The sequence below is a fragment of the Kitasatospora sp. NBC_00458 genome (assembly GCF_036013975.1).
GTDB lineage: Bacteria > Actinomycetota > Actinomycetes > Streptomycetales > Streptomycetaceae > Kitasatospora.
On sequence record NZ_CP107904.1, the window covers coordinates 7,284,245 to 7,300,460 of the forward strand.

The 16,216-nt window shown below is 76.0% G+C and carries 15 protein-coding genes; 6 read left to right on the forward strand and 9 right to left on the reverse strand.

Annotated elements, in window-relative coordinates:
- Positions 1 to 68: 68 nt before the first annotated feature.
- A complete protein-coding gene (locus OG550_RS29680; RefSeq protein ID WP_327682701.1) occupies positions 69 to 473 on the reverse strand; it encodes a hypothetical protein in 405 nt (134 codons plus the stop codon).
- A gap of 282 nt (positions 474 to 755) precedes the next feature.
- Between OG550_RS29680 and OG550_RS29685 the strand changes: the two genes are divergently transcribed.
- On the forward strand, positions 756 to 1,382 hold the full coding sequence (locus OG550_RS29685) for an RNA polymerase sigma factor (protein ID WP_327682703.1): 627 nt from the start codon (positions 756 to 758) through the stop codon (positions 1,380 to 1,382).
- Positions 1,383 to 1,427: 45 nt separating this feature from the next.
- Complete coding sequence (locus tag OG550_RS29690; RefSeq protein ID WP_327682705.1) at positions 1,428 to 2,609, forward strand: hypothetical protein; 1,182 nt, start codon at positions 1,428 to 1,430, stop codon at positions 2,607 to 2,609.
- A 148-nt stretch (positions 2,610 to 2,757) separates the two neighbouring features.
- On the opposite strand, the gene OG550_RS29695 is transcribed toward OG550_RS29690, so the two are convergent.
- Positions 2,758 to 4,206, reverse strand: coding sequence for a cation:dicarboxylate symporter family transporter (locus OG550_RS29695; RefSeq protein ID WP_327682706.1), 1,449 nt, complete (start codon positions 4,204 to 4,206; stop codon positions 2,758 to 2,760).
- Between the two features lie 226 nt (positions 4,207 to 4,432).
- Between OG550_RS29695 and OG550_RS29700 the strand changes: the two genes are divergently transcribed.
- Both OG550_RS29700 and OG550_RS29705 read left to right on the forward strand, forming a co-directional pair.
- Positions 4,433 to 6,073 carry a sensor histidine kinase gene (locus tag OG550_RS29700; RefSeq protein ID WP_327682708.1) on the forward strand — a complete coding sequence of 547 codons (1,641 nt, stop codon included), beginning with the start codon at positions 4,433 to 4,435 and terminating at the stop codon, positions 6,071 to 6,073.
- Positions 6,074 to 6,234: 161 nt separating this feature from the next.
- A complete protein-coding gene (locus OG550_RS29705; protein ID WP_327684235.1) occupies positions 6,235 to 6,948 on the forward strand; it encodes a response regulator in 714 nt (237 codons plus the stop codon).
- On the opposite strand, the gene OG550_RS29710 is transcribed toward OG550_RS29705, so the two are convergent.
- Together OG550_RS29710 and OG550_RS29715 are read right to left on the reverse strand one after the other, a co-directional pair.
- A complete protein-coding gene (locus OG550_RS29710; protein ID WP_327682710.1) occupies positions 6,935 to 7,366 on the reverse strand; it encodes a hypothetical protein in 432 nt (143 codons plus the stop codon). The genes OG550_RS29705 and OG550_RS29710 overlap by 14 nt on opposite strands.
- The gene (locus OG550_RS29715; RefSeq protein ID WP_327682712.1) at positions 7,327 to 7,635 is read right to left on the reverse strand and encodes a hypothetical protein; all 309 of its coding nucleotides are present in this window, start codon (positions 7,633 to 7,635) and stop codon (positions 7,327 to 7,329) included. The genes OG550_RS29710 and OG550_RS29715 overlap by 40 nt, the downstream gene beginning before the upstream one ends.
- Before the next feature lie 272 nt (positions 7,636 to 7,907).
- On the opposite strand from OG550_RS29715, the gene OG550_RS29720 reads away from it, so the two are divergent.
- Together OG550_RS29720 and OG550_RS29725 are read left to right on the forward strand one after the other, a co-directional pair.
- The gene (locus OG550_RS29720; RefSeq protein WP_442906095.1) at positions 7,908 to 9,413 is read left to right on the forward strand and encodes a diaminobutyrate--2-oxoglutarate transaminase family protein; all 1,506 of its coding nucleotides are present in this window, start codon (positions 7,908 to 7,910) and stop codon (positions 9,411 to 9,413) included.
- 56 nt (positions 9,414 to 9,469) lie between these two features.
- Entirely contained in the window at positions 9,470 to 11,029 is a 1,560-nt protein-coding gene (locus OG550_RS29725) for a pyridoxal phosphate-dependent decarboxylase family protein (RefSeq protein WP_327684238.1), read from the forward strand.
- Between the two features lie 39 nt (positions 11,030 to 11,068).
- Here the strand turns inward: OG550_RS29725 and OG550_RS29730 are convergent, their stop codons facing one another.
- The 5 genes from OG550_RS29730 to OG550_RS29750 all read right to left on the reverse strand — a co-directional run bounded on the left by OG550_RS29730 (position 11,069) and on the right by OG550_RS29750 (position 16,193).
- Positions 11,069 to 11,752, reverse strand: a complete 684-nt coding sequence (locus OG550_RS29730; protein ID WP_327682714.1) for a signal protein — start codon at positions 11,750 to 11,752, stop codon at positions 11,069 to 11,071.
- A 44-nt stretch (positions 11,753 to 11,796) separates the two neighbouring features.
- Positions 11,797 to 12,594, reverse strand: a complete 798-nt coding sequence (locus tag OG550_RS29735; RefSeq protein ID WP_327684240.1) for an inositol monophosphatase family protein — start codon at positions 12,592 to 12,594, stop codon at positions 11,797 to 11,799.
- Positions 12,595 to 12,868: 274 nt separating this feature from the next.
- Positions 12,869 to 14,086 carry a type III PLP-dependent enzyme gene (locus tag OG550_RS29740; protein ID WP_327682716.1) on the reverse strand — a complete coding sequence of 406 codons (1,218 nt, stop codon included), beginning with the start codon at positions 14,084 to 14,086 and terminating at the stop codon, positions 12,869 to 12,871.
- Positions 14,083 to 15,894, reverse strand: a complete 1,812-nt coding sequence (locus OG550_RS29745) for an IucA/IucC family protein (protein WP_327682717.1) — start codon at positions 15,892 to 15,894, stop codon at positions 14,083 to 14,085. Before OG550_RS29745 ends, OG550_RS29740 begins: the two co-directional genes overlap by 4 nt.
- The gene (locus tag OG550_RS29750; protein ID WP_327682719.1) at positions 15,891 to 16,193 is read right to left on the reverse strand and encodes a hypothetical protein; all 303 of its coding nucleotides are present in this window, start codon (positions 16,191 to 16,193) and stop codon (positions 15,891 to 15,893) included. Before OG550_RS29750 ends, OG550_RS29745 begins: the two co-directional genes overlap by 4 nt.
- Positions 16,194 to 16,216 lie beyond the last annotated feature (23 nt).

Genomic DNA, 16,216 nt, shown 5'->3' on the forward strand with positions numbered 1-16,216 from the left:
CGGGGCGGACGGACACCGGGGGCGCCGCGCTTTCGGTGCGGCGCCCCCGGTGTCGCCTTCGCGGGCGGTCAGCCGCGCGACTGGAACGCGATCCGGGTCCAGCTGGAGCCCGGGCAGTTGCCCCAGACCGCCCACGGCTCGGGCCGGGCGCCGATCCAGAGCCCGGTGCTGGACGTGCCGTTGGCGCAGTACGTGATGGTGCGCAGTTCGCCGGAGTAGATCCGGCAGTTGCCCTCCCAGCGCCAGCCGTAGTCGGCGGTGATGACGCAGCGGTAGGAGGCGGTGATCGCGGTGGGCGACGCGACGCCCGAGCCGGCCGTGATGGTCTGGTCGGCGGCTCGGGGCCGCTCGGGGGCGGGGGCGGGGGCGGCCGGCCGGGCGGCGGCGGGGAGGGCGGTGGTGCCGAGCACGCCGAGGGCGGCGAGCGCCGCCATCCCGAGCTTGGCGATGTTCCGGGCGGTACGACCTGTCATGGCGTTGACTCCTCGCTCATCGGGTGTGGTCCCGCCCGGGAAGCGGGGGAATTCCAATTCCCTTACGCCGCCCGGGTGGTGACGTATTGCACACGAATGACTGCGGACAGTGGGGTGACGAACTATGATGTGATGTGCGTCACAAGCCGGGTGGTCGGTGTCCGCCGCCTGGGCTTTCGGGTGCCGATTTCCGAGGGGAGCGGCATGGATTCCTCGTCAGGCTGTCGGGGTGGGCGGGATCCGGACTCCGGCTCCGGGGGCGATCCGGCCGATTTCGACCGGGTGTTCACGGAATTGCTGCCGCGGCTCCACCGGGCGGCCGTTCAGCTCACCGGGAACCGGTTCGGTGCGGGGGACGTCGTCCACGACGCCTATCTGCGAATAGCCCGCCGTCCCGACCGGTTCCTCCGCCACCCGCAGCCCTACGCCTACGTGTTCACCACGATGGTCAACATCCTTCGCGACGAGTGGCGGCGCGACCGCCGTCGCATGCTCCTCCCGGAGGTGGGGGACGGCGTGGCCGGCCGGGCCGGCCGGGCCGACCCGTCGTGCGGCGGGGTGGGCGAGCTGCAGGCGCACTGGGAGGTGGTCCGGCTGCTGGGCTGCCTGACCGCCAAGCAGGCGCGGGCGGTGCTCCTGGTCGACCTCGACGGGTACGGCCTGGAGGAGGCGGCGCGGCTGCTCGGCGTGCACCGCTCCACCCTGGCGGTCACCCGGCGGCGGGCCCTGGTCCGGCTGCGGGCCGTCCTCGAACGGGAGCGCGAGGCGGGGGTGCCCCCGGCCCGCCTGCCGGCGCCCCGGCCCGAGCCGCCGTCGGAGCCGCCGTCGGAGCCGCGGTCCGACCGGCGGTCCGACCCGCCGTCCGGCCTGCCGTCCGATCCGCCGGACGGGCCCGACGCACCGAACTGACGGCAAGTCAGCTCCTCCGCCGACTCGGCCCGTACGCTGAAAATCGTGATCACGTACGAGGAGCACCGGCTCCGCTCGCTGGCCGATGAAGGCCGTTGGACCGAACTGCTGGGCGCCTACCGGCAGGCCCGGGCCGCCGCCGTCGCCGTCGACGGCCGTTCCGGCCTCGGCCGCCACGGCGGCCTCGCCGACCGCGACGGCCTCGATGGATGTGAGGGCTTCGACGGACGTGACCGCTGCGCCGGGCGGGGCTGGGACGGCACCCGGGCTCCCCTGGGCGGCCCCGTTGGCCCCGTTGGCCCTGTTGGACCCGGTGGCGGCGAGGGTGTCGCCGGTGTCGCCGGTGTCGCAGGTCCGCCGCCCGTGATCGACGACGCCGCCCGGACCCGGGCCGCCGTCGCGACCGCACCCCTCGGCCACCTGATCGCGTACGCCGCACCGCCCGAGGTCGCGGCCCGGCTGTTCGACGCGGACGGCGGTCCGGGTACCGCCGCAGGCGTCCGCGACCACGACGCCGGGCCGCTCTGGGAGGTGCTGGCGACCCGGCACTCCTGGCGGAGGCTGGCCCCGCTGCTCGGTCCGGCGGAGGTGCGGCGGCTGGTCGCGCAGACGCGGGTGCTGCTCGGCGAGGACCTCTCCTACGGCGCCGAGCCGGACCGGGAGGGCGTCCCCCTGCTTCTGGAGTCCTGGGAGGCGGTGGGCTGGGGCGAAGGGGTGAGGGTCAGGGAGTACCTGCCCGGCGGCGGTTCGCGCAGTGCGCTGCTGACCCTGCCCGCCAGCCGGGAGGGCCTCGGCCCGGTGGAGCTTCCCGAGCCGGGGGCGAGGCTTCCCGGGCAGCGGGCCACCCGGGCGCTGGCCGAGCTGGCGGGCTGGGCGGTGGCGGTCTGCGTTCGGGGTCCCGCGCCGTGCGCCGCTGCGCAGCTGGCGCCGGGGCGGCTGGTCACCGGCGGGTACGTGCCGTTCGCGCTCGCCTGCCCGGCGCTGGTCCAGGCGGGTGTCGCGGACCGGGAGCACGGTGCGGCGCACGGGCGGCTGGCGCTCTGGCGGGTGCTGACGGCGATGACCGGGGCGGAGCGTCCGGATCGGTCGGAGGTCAACGCGCTGGTCGCGCGGATGCGGTGCTTCACCTGGGCCGACCCGGCGGACCGGCTGCGGCACCTGCACCTCGTGCTGGAGGATCCGGCGACCGGCCTGAGCTGGGCGGTCAGCGGCTCCGAGGAGGTCTGAGCGGCGGCGTCGGCGGGCGGGGCGGCCACCTCCGGCGGGCGCGGGGCGGGCGTCGGTCCGGAGGACGGACGGGACCCCCGGCCCGGCGCCGTCCGGGGGGTTGGGCGGGGCGCCGGGCCGGGGGAGTCTCAGGGGGGCGGGCCGGGGGTCAGGCGGCCGCCGCCGTGCTCGGGGCGCCGTGCGCGGCCGGGACCGGCTCGGGCGAGGCACCCGGTACGGGAGCCGCTCCCGCACCCGCCGCACCCGCCGACTCCGCACCGTCGGCGGGGCCCGCGTGGGTGTCCACCAGCGTCCGCTCGTCGAACGGCACCGCACCCGTCAGCACCTGCCGGGCCCGCTCGCGGTCGAACTCGCCGGTCCACTGCCCGATCAGGACGGTGGCGACCGCGTTGCCCGCGAAGTTGGTGAGCGCCCTGGCCTCGGACATGAACCGGTCGATGCCGACGATCAGCCCGACGCCGTCCACCAGCGCCGGCTTGTGCGACTGCAGTCCGCCGGCGAGCGTGGCCAGTCCGGCTCCGGTGACCCCGGCCGCGCCCTTGCTGGCGATCACCATGAAGACGAGCAGGGACAGCTGCTCGCCGACCGACATCGGCTTGTCCATGGCCTCGGAGATGAAGATCGAGGCCATGGTGAGGTAGATCGCGGTGCCGTCCAGGTTGAAGCTGTAGCCGGTCGGGACGGTGATGCCGACGACCGGGCGGCTGACGCCCAGGTGCTCCATCTTGGCGATCAGCCGGGGGAGCGCGCTCTCCGAGGAGGAGGTGGAGAGGATCAGCAGGAACTCGCGGCCCAGGTAGCGCAGCAGCGTGAAGACGTTGATCCCGGCGACCAGCCGCAGCAGCGTCCCCAGCACCACGACCACGAACAGGGTGCAGGTCGCGTAGAAGCCGACCATGATGACGGCGAGGCTCTTCAGTGCGGCCGTGCCGGTCGCGCCGACCACGGCCGCCATCGCCCCGAAGGCGCCGACCGGTGCCACCCACATGATCATCGACATGACCCGGAAGACCAGTCGCTGGACGTGCTCCACGCCGCGCAGCACCGGTGCGCCGGCCGGGCCCATCGCCTGCAGCGCGAAGCCGGCCAGCAGGGCGACCAGCAGGGTCTGCAGCACCTTGCCCTCGGTGAGGGCGGAGAGCATGGTGGTCGGGATCATCCCGAGCAGGAAGTCGGCGGTGGACTGCGCGCCCCCGGCGGCGGCCTGGGCGTGGCCGGACTTGGCGAGCGCGCTGGTCAGGTGGAGGCCGCCGCCGGGCTCCAGGAGGTTGCCGACCAGCAGGCCGATGGCGAGCGCGACGGTCGACATGGCGAGGAAGTAGCCGAGCGCCAGGCCGCCGACCTTGCCGACCTTGGCGGCCTTGGTGACCGAGCCGATGCCCAGCACGATGGTGCAGAAGATCACCGGGCTGATCATCATCTTGATCAGGTTGACGAAGCCCGTCCCGATCGGCTTCAGCTCGACGGCGAAGCCGGGCGCGGCCAGCCCGACCACGACGCCCGCGACCACCGCCACGATCACGGCGAGGTAGAGGACGTGGGTGCGGTCCTTCCGTCTGGTGGTCCCGGCCTGCGGCCCTGCTCCGGTGATCGACATCTGCGGCTCCTTCGCCCAGCTGTGCCCTGCGGTCCTGGCGGCCCCGGGTGGTGGGCCGCTCCGACTATGTGGGGTGGAGTGACGGGGGTCACGTTTGCGTTCATAGAGTTCACGTGCCGCGGCCCGCGGCCGGCGGAGTCCCCGGGCGGGCCGCGGAGTCCGGGCACGGGCCGCGGAGTTCGGGCAGGGGCCGGCGCGCCGCGGGCCGTGGTGCACACTGGCAGGCATGTCCGCGCGTACCCTCCCCCCGCCGCGCCGGCTGGTGCGCAGCCTGGCCGGACAGCTCTTCGTCGTGCAGGTCGTCATCGTCGCCGCCGTGGTGGCGGGCGGCGCCGTGCTCGCCTACCTGTTCACCGCCGACCGCACCGAGGACGCGGCCCGCCGCCAGGTCACCGCCGTCGCCCGCGCGGTCGCCGACTCGCCGGCCGTCCTGGCCGCCGTCTCGGGCCCCGATCCGACCGCCGTCCTGCAGCCCTACGCCGAACGGGTGCGGGTGGACACCGGGGTCTCCTTCGTCACCGTGATGGACACGGCGGGCGTCCGCTGGACGCACCCCCTCCCCGAGCAGATCGGCCGGACCTTCCTCGGCCACATCGACTGGGCGCTCGCCGGGGAGACCCGCAGCGAGACCTACACCGGCACGCTCGGCCCCTCGGTGCGGGTGGTCACCCCGGTGCTGGACGAGCGGCACCGGGTGGTCGCGCTGGTGAGCGCGGGCATCACCGTGCAGTCCATCTCGGCCCAGCTGCGCGACCCGCTGCTCTCGCTGGCCGGCGTCGCGGTGGCCGCGCTGGCGGTCGGAGGGTTCGGCACCTACCTCGCCAACTCCCGTCTGCGGCGGCACACCCACGGGATGGGTCCGGCGGAGCTGAGCCACCTCTACGAGTACCACCAGGCCACCCTGCACGCGGTGCGCGAGGGGCTGGTGCTGCTCGACCGCCGCCACCGGGTGGTCCTCTGCAACGACGCGGCCCGCGAACTCCTGGGCCTGGAAGGGGAGCTGGAAGGCCGACCGATCGGGGAGCTGGGTCTGCCGGAGGCGCTGGTCGCCGCCGTGCTGGGTGCGGAGCCGGTCCGGGACGAGGTCCACCTCACCGCCGAGCGGGTCGTGGTGCTCAACGCCTCCACCATCGGTACCGGCCTCGGCCGGGTCATCGCCCTCCGTGACCACACCGAACTTCAGGCGCTGAGCGGTGAGTTGGACTCGGCGCGCGGGTTCGCCGAAGCGCTCGGCGCACAGGCGCACGAGGCCGCGAACCGACTGCACGCCGTCGTCTCGCTGATCGAACTCGGCCGCCACCGCGAGGCGGTGGAGTTCGCCACCGCCGAACTCGCGCTCTCCCAGCGGCTCACCGACCGGGTCGTCGCCGCCGTCGGCGAACCGGTGCTGGCCGCCCTGCTGCTCGGCAAGGCCGCCCAGGCCGCCGAACGGGGCGTGGAGCTGACGCTCACCGCGGACAGCTCTATAGACGACGGCGTGCTGCCGCCCGGGCTGCCCGCCCGCGACCTGGTCACCGTCCTCGGCAACCTGGTCGACAACGCCGTCGACGCGGCGATCGCCGGCGCCGCCGGGAGCCCGGACGCCCCGGAGGTCACCGTGACCGCGCGCATCGACGGCGACCACCTCCTCCTGCGGGTCGCCGACACCGGGGCCGGCATCGACCCGGCGGCCGTGGACGACGCGTTCCGGCGCGGCTGGAGTACCAAGCAGGACGGTCGGGGGCACGGGCTGGGGCTCGCCCTGGTCGCCCAGGCGGCCCGGCGCAACGGCGGCACCGTCGAGGTCGGGCGGGACCGCGGGGCCGTGCTCACCGTCCGGCTCCCGCTCGCCCGGGCGCCCCGGCCGCGCGAGGCGGTGGCGCCGTGAACGCGACCCGGGGGACGCCCCAGGACGGGGCCGCGCACGGACCCGCGAACCCGGCGCCGACTCCGGCCCAGGCTCCGACCCCGGCGCCGACTCCGGCCCAGGCTCCGACCCCGGCTCCGACTCTCGCCCAGGCTCCGGCGGGAGCCGGGCGGCGACCCGAGATCTCCGTCCTCGTGGTGGAGGACGACCCGGTGGCCGCCGCCGCCCACGCCCTGTACGTCGGGCGCGAACCCGGCTTCCGGGCCGTCGGCACCGTCCACGGCTGCGCCGACGCGCTGCGCTTCCTCGACCGCGCCCGTGCCGCCGGCAGGCCCGTCGACCTGACCCTGCTGGACCTCTACCTGCCCGACGGGCACGGCCTCCAGCTGTGCGGCACCCTGCGCGCGGCCGGCCACACCACCGACGTCATCGCCGTCACCTCCGCCCGCGACCTCGCGATGGTCCGCCAGGCGGTGTCGGCCGGGGTCGTCCAGTACCTGCTGAAGCCGTTCGGCGCGGCCGCCCTGCACGACCGGCTGGAGCGCTACGCCCGCTACCGCGACACCGTCGCCCGGGCCGGCGAGGCGACCGGGCAGGACGAGGTGGACCAGGCCCTCGCGCTGCTCCGCACCCCCGAACGCACGGCTCTCCCCAAGGGCTTGAGCGCACCCACGCTCGCCACCGTCGCCGCCGTCCTGCGAGAGACCCGCACCGGGCTCTCGGCCGCCGCGGCCGGCACCGCCGCGGGCGTCTCCCGGATCACGGCCCGCCGCTACCTGGAGCACCTCGTCGACACCGGCCTCGCCGTCCGCGAACCCCGGTACGGCACCGTCGGCCGCCCCGAGCTCTGCTACCGCTGGACGGGCGGGGGAGGGGACGGGATCAGGCCGGGATGAGCATGACCCGCTTGTCGCAGAGCGTCGCCATGTCGTCGATGTCGCCGGTGATCAGCATGACCGGCCCCGGCTGTGCCATCGCCGTCGCCGCGACGACCGCATCGATGGCGTACTTGTGGCCGTGGAGTCCGGCGGAGCGCAGGAGCGCGACGGCCTGATCCGTGAGCGGGCGGGTGACCTCCTCGACGCGGACCCTGGAGATGACGTACTGCCAACGGGGCTGGCGACGTTGGGGATTCATCGCTTCGACCAGCGTCAGCGTGCTGACCACGACCTCGATGTCGTGGCTCCTCGCATGCTCAAGCTGGGCGCTGATCGCAAGGTCGCCGTCGATGGCGAGGGCGAGTCCCTGGCAGTCGAGTACCAGTACGCCCCGGCTCAGCTGGCCCGGGCCTTGTCCGCCTGTTCGGCGAGCCATAGCTCGTACCTCCGCTCGGCTTCCTCGAAGTTCCGGGCGGCCTGGGCCCGTGCGGTGTCGGGGATCTCGCCGAACTGCTCGATCTGGTCGTCGACCAGTTCGGCGAGCCGTCGGCGCTCTATCTGTCTGCGGACGGCGGCCGTCACGAAGGCGCTGAAAGATCCTTTGCCCACAATGGCGCGGACCTCGTCGGCCACGTCCTCGGGCATCGACACGCTGTACTTCTTCACCGGGCGTGAGGCCGGCGCGGCATCCATCGGCTCGGACATGCGGCCAGGTTACCACCGGCGGTGTCAACTCCAGGTTGACCGTGTCGCCCGGACGGGCGGCCGGGTCGCGGTTGCGCCCCCACGGTTCCGGTGTGACCGGGTCTCGCCGCGGCGGACGCGTAACCTCTTGGCCGCACTGGTCGTTGAGGTGACGGGTCGTCCGTCCTCGCGGGCCCCCCGTCACCGATTCGGGTGGTTCCGGCGGCCCCGGGGCGGGGTGGGGGCGGTCTCCGTTCTAAAGTTAGGCTTACCTAACTTTCTGGGAGTCCGCCTTGACGCTCGCCGCCGAGCCCGCCACCGGTCCGACCGTCCCCACCGTCCCCCCGCCCGCCGCTCCTCCCGCCCCCGCCGCAGCCGTCCTGCGCCGCCAGCGGGTCCGCGAGTCCGCCGCCCGCACCTACGCGCGGTCGTTCCCGATCGTCCCGGTGCGCGCCAACGGCATGACCGTCGAGGGCGCGGACGGCCGCCGCTACCTGGACTGCCTCTCCGGCGCCGGCACCCTCGCACTCGGCCACAACCACCCCGTGGTGCTGGAGGCGATCCGCCGCACCCTGGACAGCGGCGCGCCCCTGCACCTGCTCGACATCGCCACCGCCGAGAAGGACGACTTCACCACCGCCCTGTTCGAGAGCCTGCCGCCCGCGTTCGCCGACGGCGCCCGGGTGCACTTCTGCGGACCCGCCGGGACCGACGCCGTCGAGGCCGCGCTCAAACTGATGCAGACCGCGACCGGCCGGGCCGGGGCCCTCGCCTTCACCGGCGCCTACCACGGCATGACCGCCGGCGCCCTCGCGCTCACCGGCAACGTCGCCGTCAAGGAGCCGCTGCCCGGCGGCGGCGAGGTCGTCCGGCTGCCCTACCCGTACGGCTACCGCTGCCCGTTCGGGGTCGGCGGCGAGGCCGGCGCCGACCTGTCCGCCACCTACGTCGAGCGCCTGCTCGACGACCCCTCCGGCGGGGTGGTCCGGCCCGCCGCCATGATCCTGGAGGCCGTGCAGGGCGAGGGCGGCGTCGTCCCCGCCCCCGACGACTGGCTGCGCGCGATGCGCCGGATCACGGCCGAACGCGGCATCCCGCTGATCGTCGACGAGGTCCAGACCGGGGTCGGCCGGACCGGCGCGATGTGGGCCGTCGAGCACAGCGGGATCGTCCCGGACGCGATGGTGCTCTCCAAGGCGATCGGCGGCAGCCTGCCGCTGGCCGTCGTCGTCTACCGCGAGGAGTACGACGGCTGGCGGCCCGGCGCGCACACCGGCACCTTCCGCGGCAACACGCTCGCCATGGCGGCCGGCGCGGCCACCCTGCGGTACGTCACCGCCCACGGCCTGGTGGAACGGGCCGCCACCGTCGGCGCGCGGATGGTCGAGCGGCTGCGCTCGCTCGCCGGGGAGCTCCCGGCGATCGGCGACGTCCGCGGGCGCGGCCTGATGATCGGCGTCGAACTGGTCGACCCCGACGCGGCGCCGGACGGCTGCGGGGCACGCCCGGCCGCGCCCGGACTCGCCGTCCGGGTCCGCGAGGCGTGCCTGGCGCGCGGGCTGATCGTCGAACTCGGGGGGCGGCACGACGCGGTGCTGCGGCTGCTGCCGCCGCTCACCCTCACCGACGAGCAGGCGGCGGCGGTGCTGGACCGGCTCGCGGACGCCATCGCCGCCGCCTCGGCGGCGGGTGCGGGTGCGGGCGCTGGTGCACCCCCCGGCGGGGGCGTCGGGCAGGGGACCGCCGCGGTGCCCGGCACCGGTGGCGGCACGGGCTCGCGCGCGGCGGGGTCCGCGTGACCGGGGCCGGGGCCGGGGACACGGCCGGGGAGGACGCGGCCGCGGAGGGCGGGCCGGTGCCCCCGGCGGCGCGGGCCGACGCCCTGGCCGGCGGCGTCGGCGGCCCGGCCGCGCTCGGCCCGCTGCTGGCCGCGGTCCTCGACGCGCTGGAGCGCGGCGCCACCCGGAGGGGCGGACCGCTGCCCGTCGGCAGCCCCGGCGACGTCGCCGCCCGGGTCGCCGCCGCGCTCGCCACAGAGCCCGGCCCGGACGCGCTCGCCCGTCTCACCGAACTGCTCGCCCACGGCGCCGCCGACCCCGCCGACCCGTTCTGCGCCGCGCACCTGCACTGCCCGCCGCTCGCCGTGGCCGTCGCCGCCGACCTCGCCGTCAGCGCGCTCAACCCCTCCCAGGACTCCTGGGACCAGGCCCCCGCCGCGACCGCGCTGGAGACCGCGCTGCTCGCCGAACTCGCCGCCCTCGTCGGCTACGACCCGGCCCACGCCGCCGGAGTGCTCACCTCCGGCGGCACCGAGTCCAACCTGATGGGCCTGATGCTCGCCCGCGACCAGCGGCTCGACGGCATCGTCGAACTGGACGGCCTCCCGGCCGGCGCCGCGCCCCGGATCTTCGCCTCCCGGGCCGCGCACTTCTCCGTCCAGCGCGCCGCCGCCCTGCTCGGTCTCGGCGAACGCGCCGTCGTCCCCGTCCCCGTCGACCGGGAGCTGCGGATGGACCCGGCCGCACTGGCCCACGCCATGGCCACGGAGAGCTGGGCCGGCCACACCCCGGTCGCCGTGGTCGCCACCGCCGGCACCACCGACACCGGCGCCGTCGACCCGCTGCCCGAACTCGCCGACCTCGCCGCGCGCTACGGGGCCTGGCTGCACGTCGACGCCGCGTACGGCGGCGGCGCACTGCTCTCCGACCGGCTCGCGCCGCTCCTCGACGGCATCGCCCGCGCCGACTCCGTCTCACTGGACTGGCACAAGCTCGGCTGGCAGCCCGCCGCGGCCGGCGTCTTCCTGGTCCGCCGCGCCGAGACGTACGTCTCGCTCGCCCGCCGGGCCGAGTACCTCAACCCGGCCGACGACGAACAGGCGGGCTACCCGAGCCTGTTGGGACAGTCGCTGCGCACCACCCGGCGTGCCGACGCCTTCAAACTGGCCGTCACCCTGCGCACCCTCGGACGGGCGGGCCTCGGCCGGCTGGTCGACGCCTGCCACGACCTCGCGCGGGGTGCTGCCGCGGCCGTCCGGGCCGATCCCGAGCTGGAGCTGCACGCCGAACCGGTCCTCACCGCCCTGCTGTTCCGCTACTGCCCGCGGGACGCGAGGGGCACGCTGGCGGCCCGGCCGGCGGGACCCGTGAGCCCGGCGGGACCCGCGGACCCGGTGGGGCCCGTGGACTTCGCGGACCTGGCGGCCCTCGACCGGGTCAACGCCGAACTGCGCCGGCTGCTGCTGCGGGAGGGCCGGGCGGTGGTCGGGCGGACCGAACTGCCGGGCGAGGGCCCCGGGCGCGTCCGGCTGAAGCTGACGCTGCTCAACCCGCACACCACGCCGGACGAGGTGACCGCCCTGCTGCGCGAGGTCGTCCTGGCCGGGCGGGAGGCGTGGGCCGGGCGGGCCGGGTGAGCCGGGCGGGACGGGTGAGCGCCGGGCCGTGCCCCCGGGTCAGACGGCGCCGGCGGGCACGGGCCTGGCGACCTCCAGGTGGTAGTCCACCGAGGTGCTGAACGAGCCCGAACCGCCCTGGAAGCTCAGTTCGTGGCTGCCGGCCGGGAGCGGCTCCAGCCGCACCCAGAGGCCGCACGACCAGGTGTGGAAGTGGTCCTCGACCCCGGTGAAGGGGTTGCCGTCGTGGGTGCCCAGGTCGATCGGGGTCGCGCCGAGCTCCTCGGCCTTCAGGGCCCTGCCGTCCAGGGTGGCGCTCCCGTGCGCCCCGTCCATGAACTCCAGGCAGTCGGAGGCCTCGCCGAAGGTGTTGACGATCGGGAACACCACCGGGAGCCCGAGCGGGACGGTGCACGTGCGGCGGGCCGCGCCGCCCCGGGTGCCGGCCAGCCGCCAGACGTCCTCCGCCTGCCCCTGGGCGCACAGGTGGCCGTCCTGGTCGGTGATCGGGTTGCGGGCCTCGCCGGTCGAGGCGGCCCAGTTCCACCAGCCGCCCTGGAGCTCGGCGGAGGTGAGCGCCCCCACCGTGACGGGGGTGGGCTCCGGGTACGGTTCGTCCTCCGCGGAGGGGGAGGACGAGGCGGCCCGGTCGGCGGCGGCCGGGTCGGGGTCCTGCGCGCCGGTGCAGGCGGTGGTCACGGCGAGGGCGCCGACGAGCAGCGCGACCAGTCGTCTCGGATACATGATCGAGATTCTAGGAGGGCCCCGGCGGCCCGTCCTCCGGGTTTTCAGCGGGTGAGCAGGATCTCCCGGGTGCGTTCCCAGGTGGCCGGGTCGGCGGCGACGAGGAGGCCGTCCTCGCAGCCGGGGGCCTCGGGGCGGTAGGGGGTGGCGTCGAGGCGGGCGGAGACGCCGCCGGCCTCGGTGACCAGCAGGGATCCTGGCGCGTGGTCCCAGGGCAGGGTCCGCCAGTAGAGGATGAAGTCCAGGGCGCCCTCGGCGACGTCCGGGTACTCGATGCCGGCGGCGTGACGGCCGGCGGTGATCTCGCCGAAGGCGCTGGTGTTGGCCTCGACCAGGCGGCGGCGGTCGGGGTCGAGGAAGCGGCTCTTCACCGCACCGCGCCACTTGCCGGGATCGGCGGCGGCGGGGGAGCGGGTGAGGCGGTGGCCGTCGCGCCAGGCGCCGGAGCCGAGTTCGGCGGTGTAGGAGGTCGCGGTGGAGGGCTGCCAGATCCAGGAGGCGACGGTCTCGCCGGCGCGCACCAGGGAGACCATCACGGCGTACTCGGGGCGGCCGGCGATGAAGTTCGACGTGCCGTCCACCGGGTCGACGAGCCAGACGGCGGGTTCCGAGTGCAGGGCCAGGGCCAGGGCGGGGTCGGCGGCGACGGCCTCCTCGCCGACCACCGGGAGGGGCAGCAGTTCGCGCAGCCGCCGGGCGATGATCACCTCCGCCTCACGGTCGGCCACGGTCACCACCTCGCCGGGGGCCTTCTCCATCACCTCGCCGGCGGCGAGCGCCCGGAACCGGGGTTCCACCACCTCGGCCGAGGCCTCGACGAGGATCTCCGCCACCTTGTCCATCAGCACGTGCCCGCTCCCTTCACCGGCTACCACTTTCGCACGTCAGTGCGGTGGGGGCCCGCGCCCGTCCACGGGGTGGGCGGGCCCGCGGCCTCCGGAGGCCGTCCCGGACGACGTCCCGGACGGCCTCCGGACGGCCCTCGGGTGACAGGCGTCGCCACCCGTCACCCGAAGGCCGCCGGCGGGGACCCGCCGTCGGCGTCGCCGAGTCCGGCCCTCCGTCGACCGTTGTGCGTCGCGGGCCGGTCGCCGGTCGCCGGTCGGTCGCCGGTCGTCACCCCAGGTGGTGGAACCCCGGGCGCGGGTGCATCAGGAACTCGTGATGGGAGATGTTCCAGGCGTAGGCCCCGGCCATGTCGAACACCACCCGGTCCCCCGCCCGGAGGCCGGCCGCGGCCGGGGCGGCGTGGGCGAGGACGTCCTTCGGGGTGCAGAGCTGGCCGGCCAGGGTGGCGCGGCCCCCCGTCACGGCCGGGCGCGGCCACGGGTGCGGCCAGGACTCGACCGGCAGGACGGTGAACGGCTGGTCGTGACCCCGGGTGGCCGGGGTGCGCAGGTGGTGGGTGCCGCCGCGGACCAGCACGAAGTCCTCGCCGTGGCTCCGCTTCACGTCCAGCACCTCGGTGGCGTACCAGCCGCAGTACGCGGTGAGCGCCCGGCCGGGCTCGATCCGCAGGGTCAGGCCCGGGTGCCGGTCGAGCAGCTTGCCGAGCCCCTCGCCGAACGCCGTCCAGTCGAAGCGGGCGGCCGGGTCCGCGTAGTCGACGGCCATGCCCCCGCCCACGTTGACCTCGTCCAGCCCGAACGCGTGCCGCTCCGCCAGCCGGGCCGACCAGCCGACGATCTGGTCGGCGAGTGCCAGCTGCTCCGCCGCCGCCAGCCCGCTGGCCAGGTGGGCGTGCACGCCGCGCAGCCGCAGGCGCCGCCGGACCGGGCCCAGCGGGCCGAGCGGATCGGTGAGCAGCCGGACGCAGGCCTCGGCCCGGACCGGGTCCAGCCCGAACGGCGTGGGCCGGCCGCCCATCGCCAGCGCCACCGAGTCCAGCGCCCCGCCCCCGACCGGCAGGTTGACCCGCAGCAGCACGTCCACCGCCGCGTCCGGCCGGTCGGCGAGGGCGGCGGCCAGCCGGTGCAGCTCCTGCTCGCTCTCGACGTGCCAGCGGTGCACGCCCGCGTCGACGGCGGCCGCGATCTCGGCGGGCGTCTTGCCCGGGCCGCCGAAGGCCAGCGGGGCGTCCGGCACCGCGGCCCGGACGTGCGCCGACTCGCCGCCGCTGGAGACCTCGTAGCCGTCCACGGCGGACCGCAGCGCGGTCAGCACCGGCACGTCCGGGTTGGCCTTGGCGGCGTAGTACAGCTCGACCCGCTCGGGCAGCGCGGCCCGGACGGCGGCCGCATGCGACCGCAGGGCCGCCAGGTCGTAGACGTAGCAGGGCAGTTGGTCCGGGGCCAGGTCGGCGACGTGGCGGCGGACCGGCTCGGTGGCGGTCATCGGGTCCTTCCGGCGGGGACGGGCGGGGCCTGGACGGCGCGCGGGACGCGGGCGGCCTCCGCGAGGACGGAGCGGGCCAGCGGGGAGGGGAGCCGGACGTACCCGGCCTCGCGGTCGCGCTTGCGCTCCCAGCGGGTGAGCAGGTTGGCCTTGGCCGGCAGCGGCACGCCGGCCAGCAGCGCGCGCAGCCGGGGCGGGTCGCCGTGGGCGGCGGCGTACTCCTCCAGGACGCGGCGGACGGCCTCCCAGAGCGCGCCCTCGACGGCCGGGTGCAGGTCGGCGATCGCGGCGAGCAGCTCGGCGACGTGGTTGACCAGCAGGCAGTAGACCACCCGGTCCCAGCCGCGTTCGGCGTCGTAGGCCAGGGCACGGGCGACCTCGGGCGGCAGGGAGTCGAGCAGGGCGGCGTGCCGGTCGGGGACGAGCTTGGTGCCCTCCAGGTCGCGGAAGAGCACCTGGGCGGGGCGGCCGGCCTGGTCCACGCCGATCAGCACGTTCTGCAGGTGCGGTTCGAGCACCACGCCGTGGTCGAAGTAGGCGGCGAGCACCGGCGGGACGAGCAGCCGGAGGTAGGCGGTCCACCAGTCGAGCGCCCGGCCCGCCCCGGTGGCGCCGTCCGCCCCGGTCACGCCGGGCCCGGCGCTCCCGCCGTGCCGGCCGGTGCCCTCGTGCCGGTCGTGCCCGCCGTTCTCGTCGTTCGTGTCGCCGAGCAGCCGGGAGACGTGGGCCGAGCTGGTCGGGTACTCGTCGGCGACGGCGGCGGCCAGCAGCGGGGTGACGCCGGGGCGCAGCACGCCGCCGAACCCCTCGCGGACGATCAGGCCGAACCCCTCGTACAGGGCCCGGTCGGGCTGGCCGTCGGCGCCGGGCAGGGCGAGGGTGCGGAACGCCGGTTCGCGGAGCATCGCCGCGTTCGGGAAGCGTGCGGAGAGGTCGGCCAGGACCGGGGCCAGCAGCCGGGTCAGGGCGACCGCGCCGGCGAGCTCGTAGGCGGCGTTCTTGCGCAGGCAGTTGGTGATCCGGACGTTGAGGCTGAACTTGAGGAACGCGTCCGCCCCGTAGAGGGTCCGCACGGACGCGGTGGCGGCGAACGGCGTGCCGCCGGGGCCGAGGTCCAGCACGTCCCCGCGGGCCAGGGCGCCGCGCAGCAAGGGGTGGTCCTCGATGAGCTGGTACTGCCAGGGGTGGGCGGGCAGCAGCCGGTAGCCGGCGGGGACGGGGGCGAGTCCGTCGAGCAGGTGGGTGACGTCCGGGTCGGTGGAGGTGCCGGCGGTCAGCTCGCTCCGGACGGCGAGGTGGCGCAGCCGGAACGCGGCCCGGGTCTCCGGTGCGTACGCGCGCCAGTCGCCGCGTTCGGCGGAGCGGGACTTGGGCGCGGGGTGGAAGCGGTGGCCGAGGAGCAGCGCCTGCTCGGACTCCAGGTAGCGGTCCGGTCCCGGTTCGGGGCGGTCGGTCAGGGCCGTCCGGACGGCCTGGTGGCTGGAGGTCAGCTGGGGGAGGAACTCGTCGTTGACGGTCCCGGTCCGCAGTTCGAGCTCGCCCTGGACGTACCGGGCGAGCTCGTGCCAGTTCAACTCTGCCCAACCGTCGGTCCGCTCCTCCTCGACCGGGCCGCTGAACCGGTGTGCGCCGAGCAGTGAGGTGCGGCGCAGCGCGATCCGGAGCTGGGCGCCGCGCCGGGGCAGGCGGATCAGCAGGCGGCCGCCGGTGACGGCCGTCTGGTGTTCGGGTGCGGAGACCTCGCGCAGCAGGCAGTTGAGCAGGGTGTGGGTCACCGCGTGGTCGGCGGTGGGCAGTTCGTGGGTCATGGGCGACTCCAACGGTGGCGGAGGGGGAGGTCGGGCGCGTCGTCCGCGGCGGTGGCCGGTGCGGTGGCGGTGGTGCTGACCGGTGCGATGGCTTTGCGGCCGCTGCCGGGGCCGCTGCTGCCGGGGCCGGGGCGGTCGGCGGTGCGGTCGTCGGGGCCGCGCCGGGGAGCGCCGGAGGGCCCGGTGAACGGCGCCGGGTGCGGCCACGGCGTCGGCGTGGGCGGTATGACCGCCACGAGCGGTGGCAGCGGTGGCAGCGGGGAGGGAGGGCCGGCGACGGTCGGCGGCAGGACGGCCATCAGCACATACTGCCGCTGCGGGT

Excerpts from the sequence above, each read along its gene's own strand:
- OG550_RS29740 (WP_327682716.1), bottom strand. The coding sequence starts at position 14,086 with ATGACCGCCACCGAGCCGGTCCGCCGCCACGTCGCCGACCTGGCCCCG.
- OG550_RS29700 (WP_327682708.1), top strand. The coding sequence starts at position 4,433 with ATGTCCGCGCGTACCCTCCCCCCGCCGCGCCGGCTGGTGCGCAGCCTG.
- OG550_RS29680 (WP_327682701.1), bottom strand. The coding sequence starts at position 473 with ATGACAGGTCGTACCGCCCGGAACATCGCCAAGCTCGGGATGGCGGCG.
- OG550_RS29750 (WP_327682719.1), bottom strand. The coding sequence starts at position 16,193 with ATGGCCGTCCTGCCGCCGACCGTCGCCGGCCCTCCCTCCCCGCTGCCA.
- OG550_RS29730 (WP_327682714.1), bottom strand. The coding sequence starts at position 11,752 with ATGTATCCGAGACGACTGGTCGCGCTGCTCGTCGGCGCCCTCGCCGTG.
- OG550_RS29715 (WP_327682712.1), bottom strand. The coding sequence starts at position 7,635 with ATGTCCGAGCCGATGGATGCCGCGCCGGCCTCACGCCCGGTGAAGAAG.
- OG550_RS29710 (WP_327682710.1), bottom strand. The coding sequence starts at position 7,366 with ATGGCTCGCCGAACAGGCGGACAAGGCCCGGGCCAGCTGAGCCGGGGC.
- OG550_RS29735 (WP_327684240.1), bottom strand. The coding sequence starts at position 12,594 with ATGGACAAGGTGGCGGAGATCCTCGTCGAGGCCTCGGCCGAGGTGGTG.
- OG550_RS29695 (WP_327682706.1), bottom strand. The coding sequence starts at position 4,206 with ATGTCGATCACCGGAGCAGGGCCGCAGGCCGGGACCACCAGACGGAAG.
- OG550_RS29745 (WP_327682717.1), bottom strand. The coding sequence starts at position 15,894 with ATGACCCACGAACTGCCCACCGCCGACCACGCGGTGACCCACACCCTG.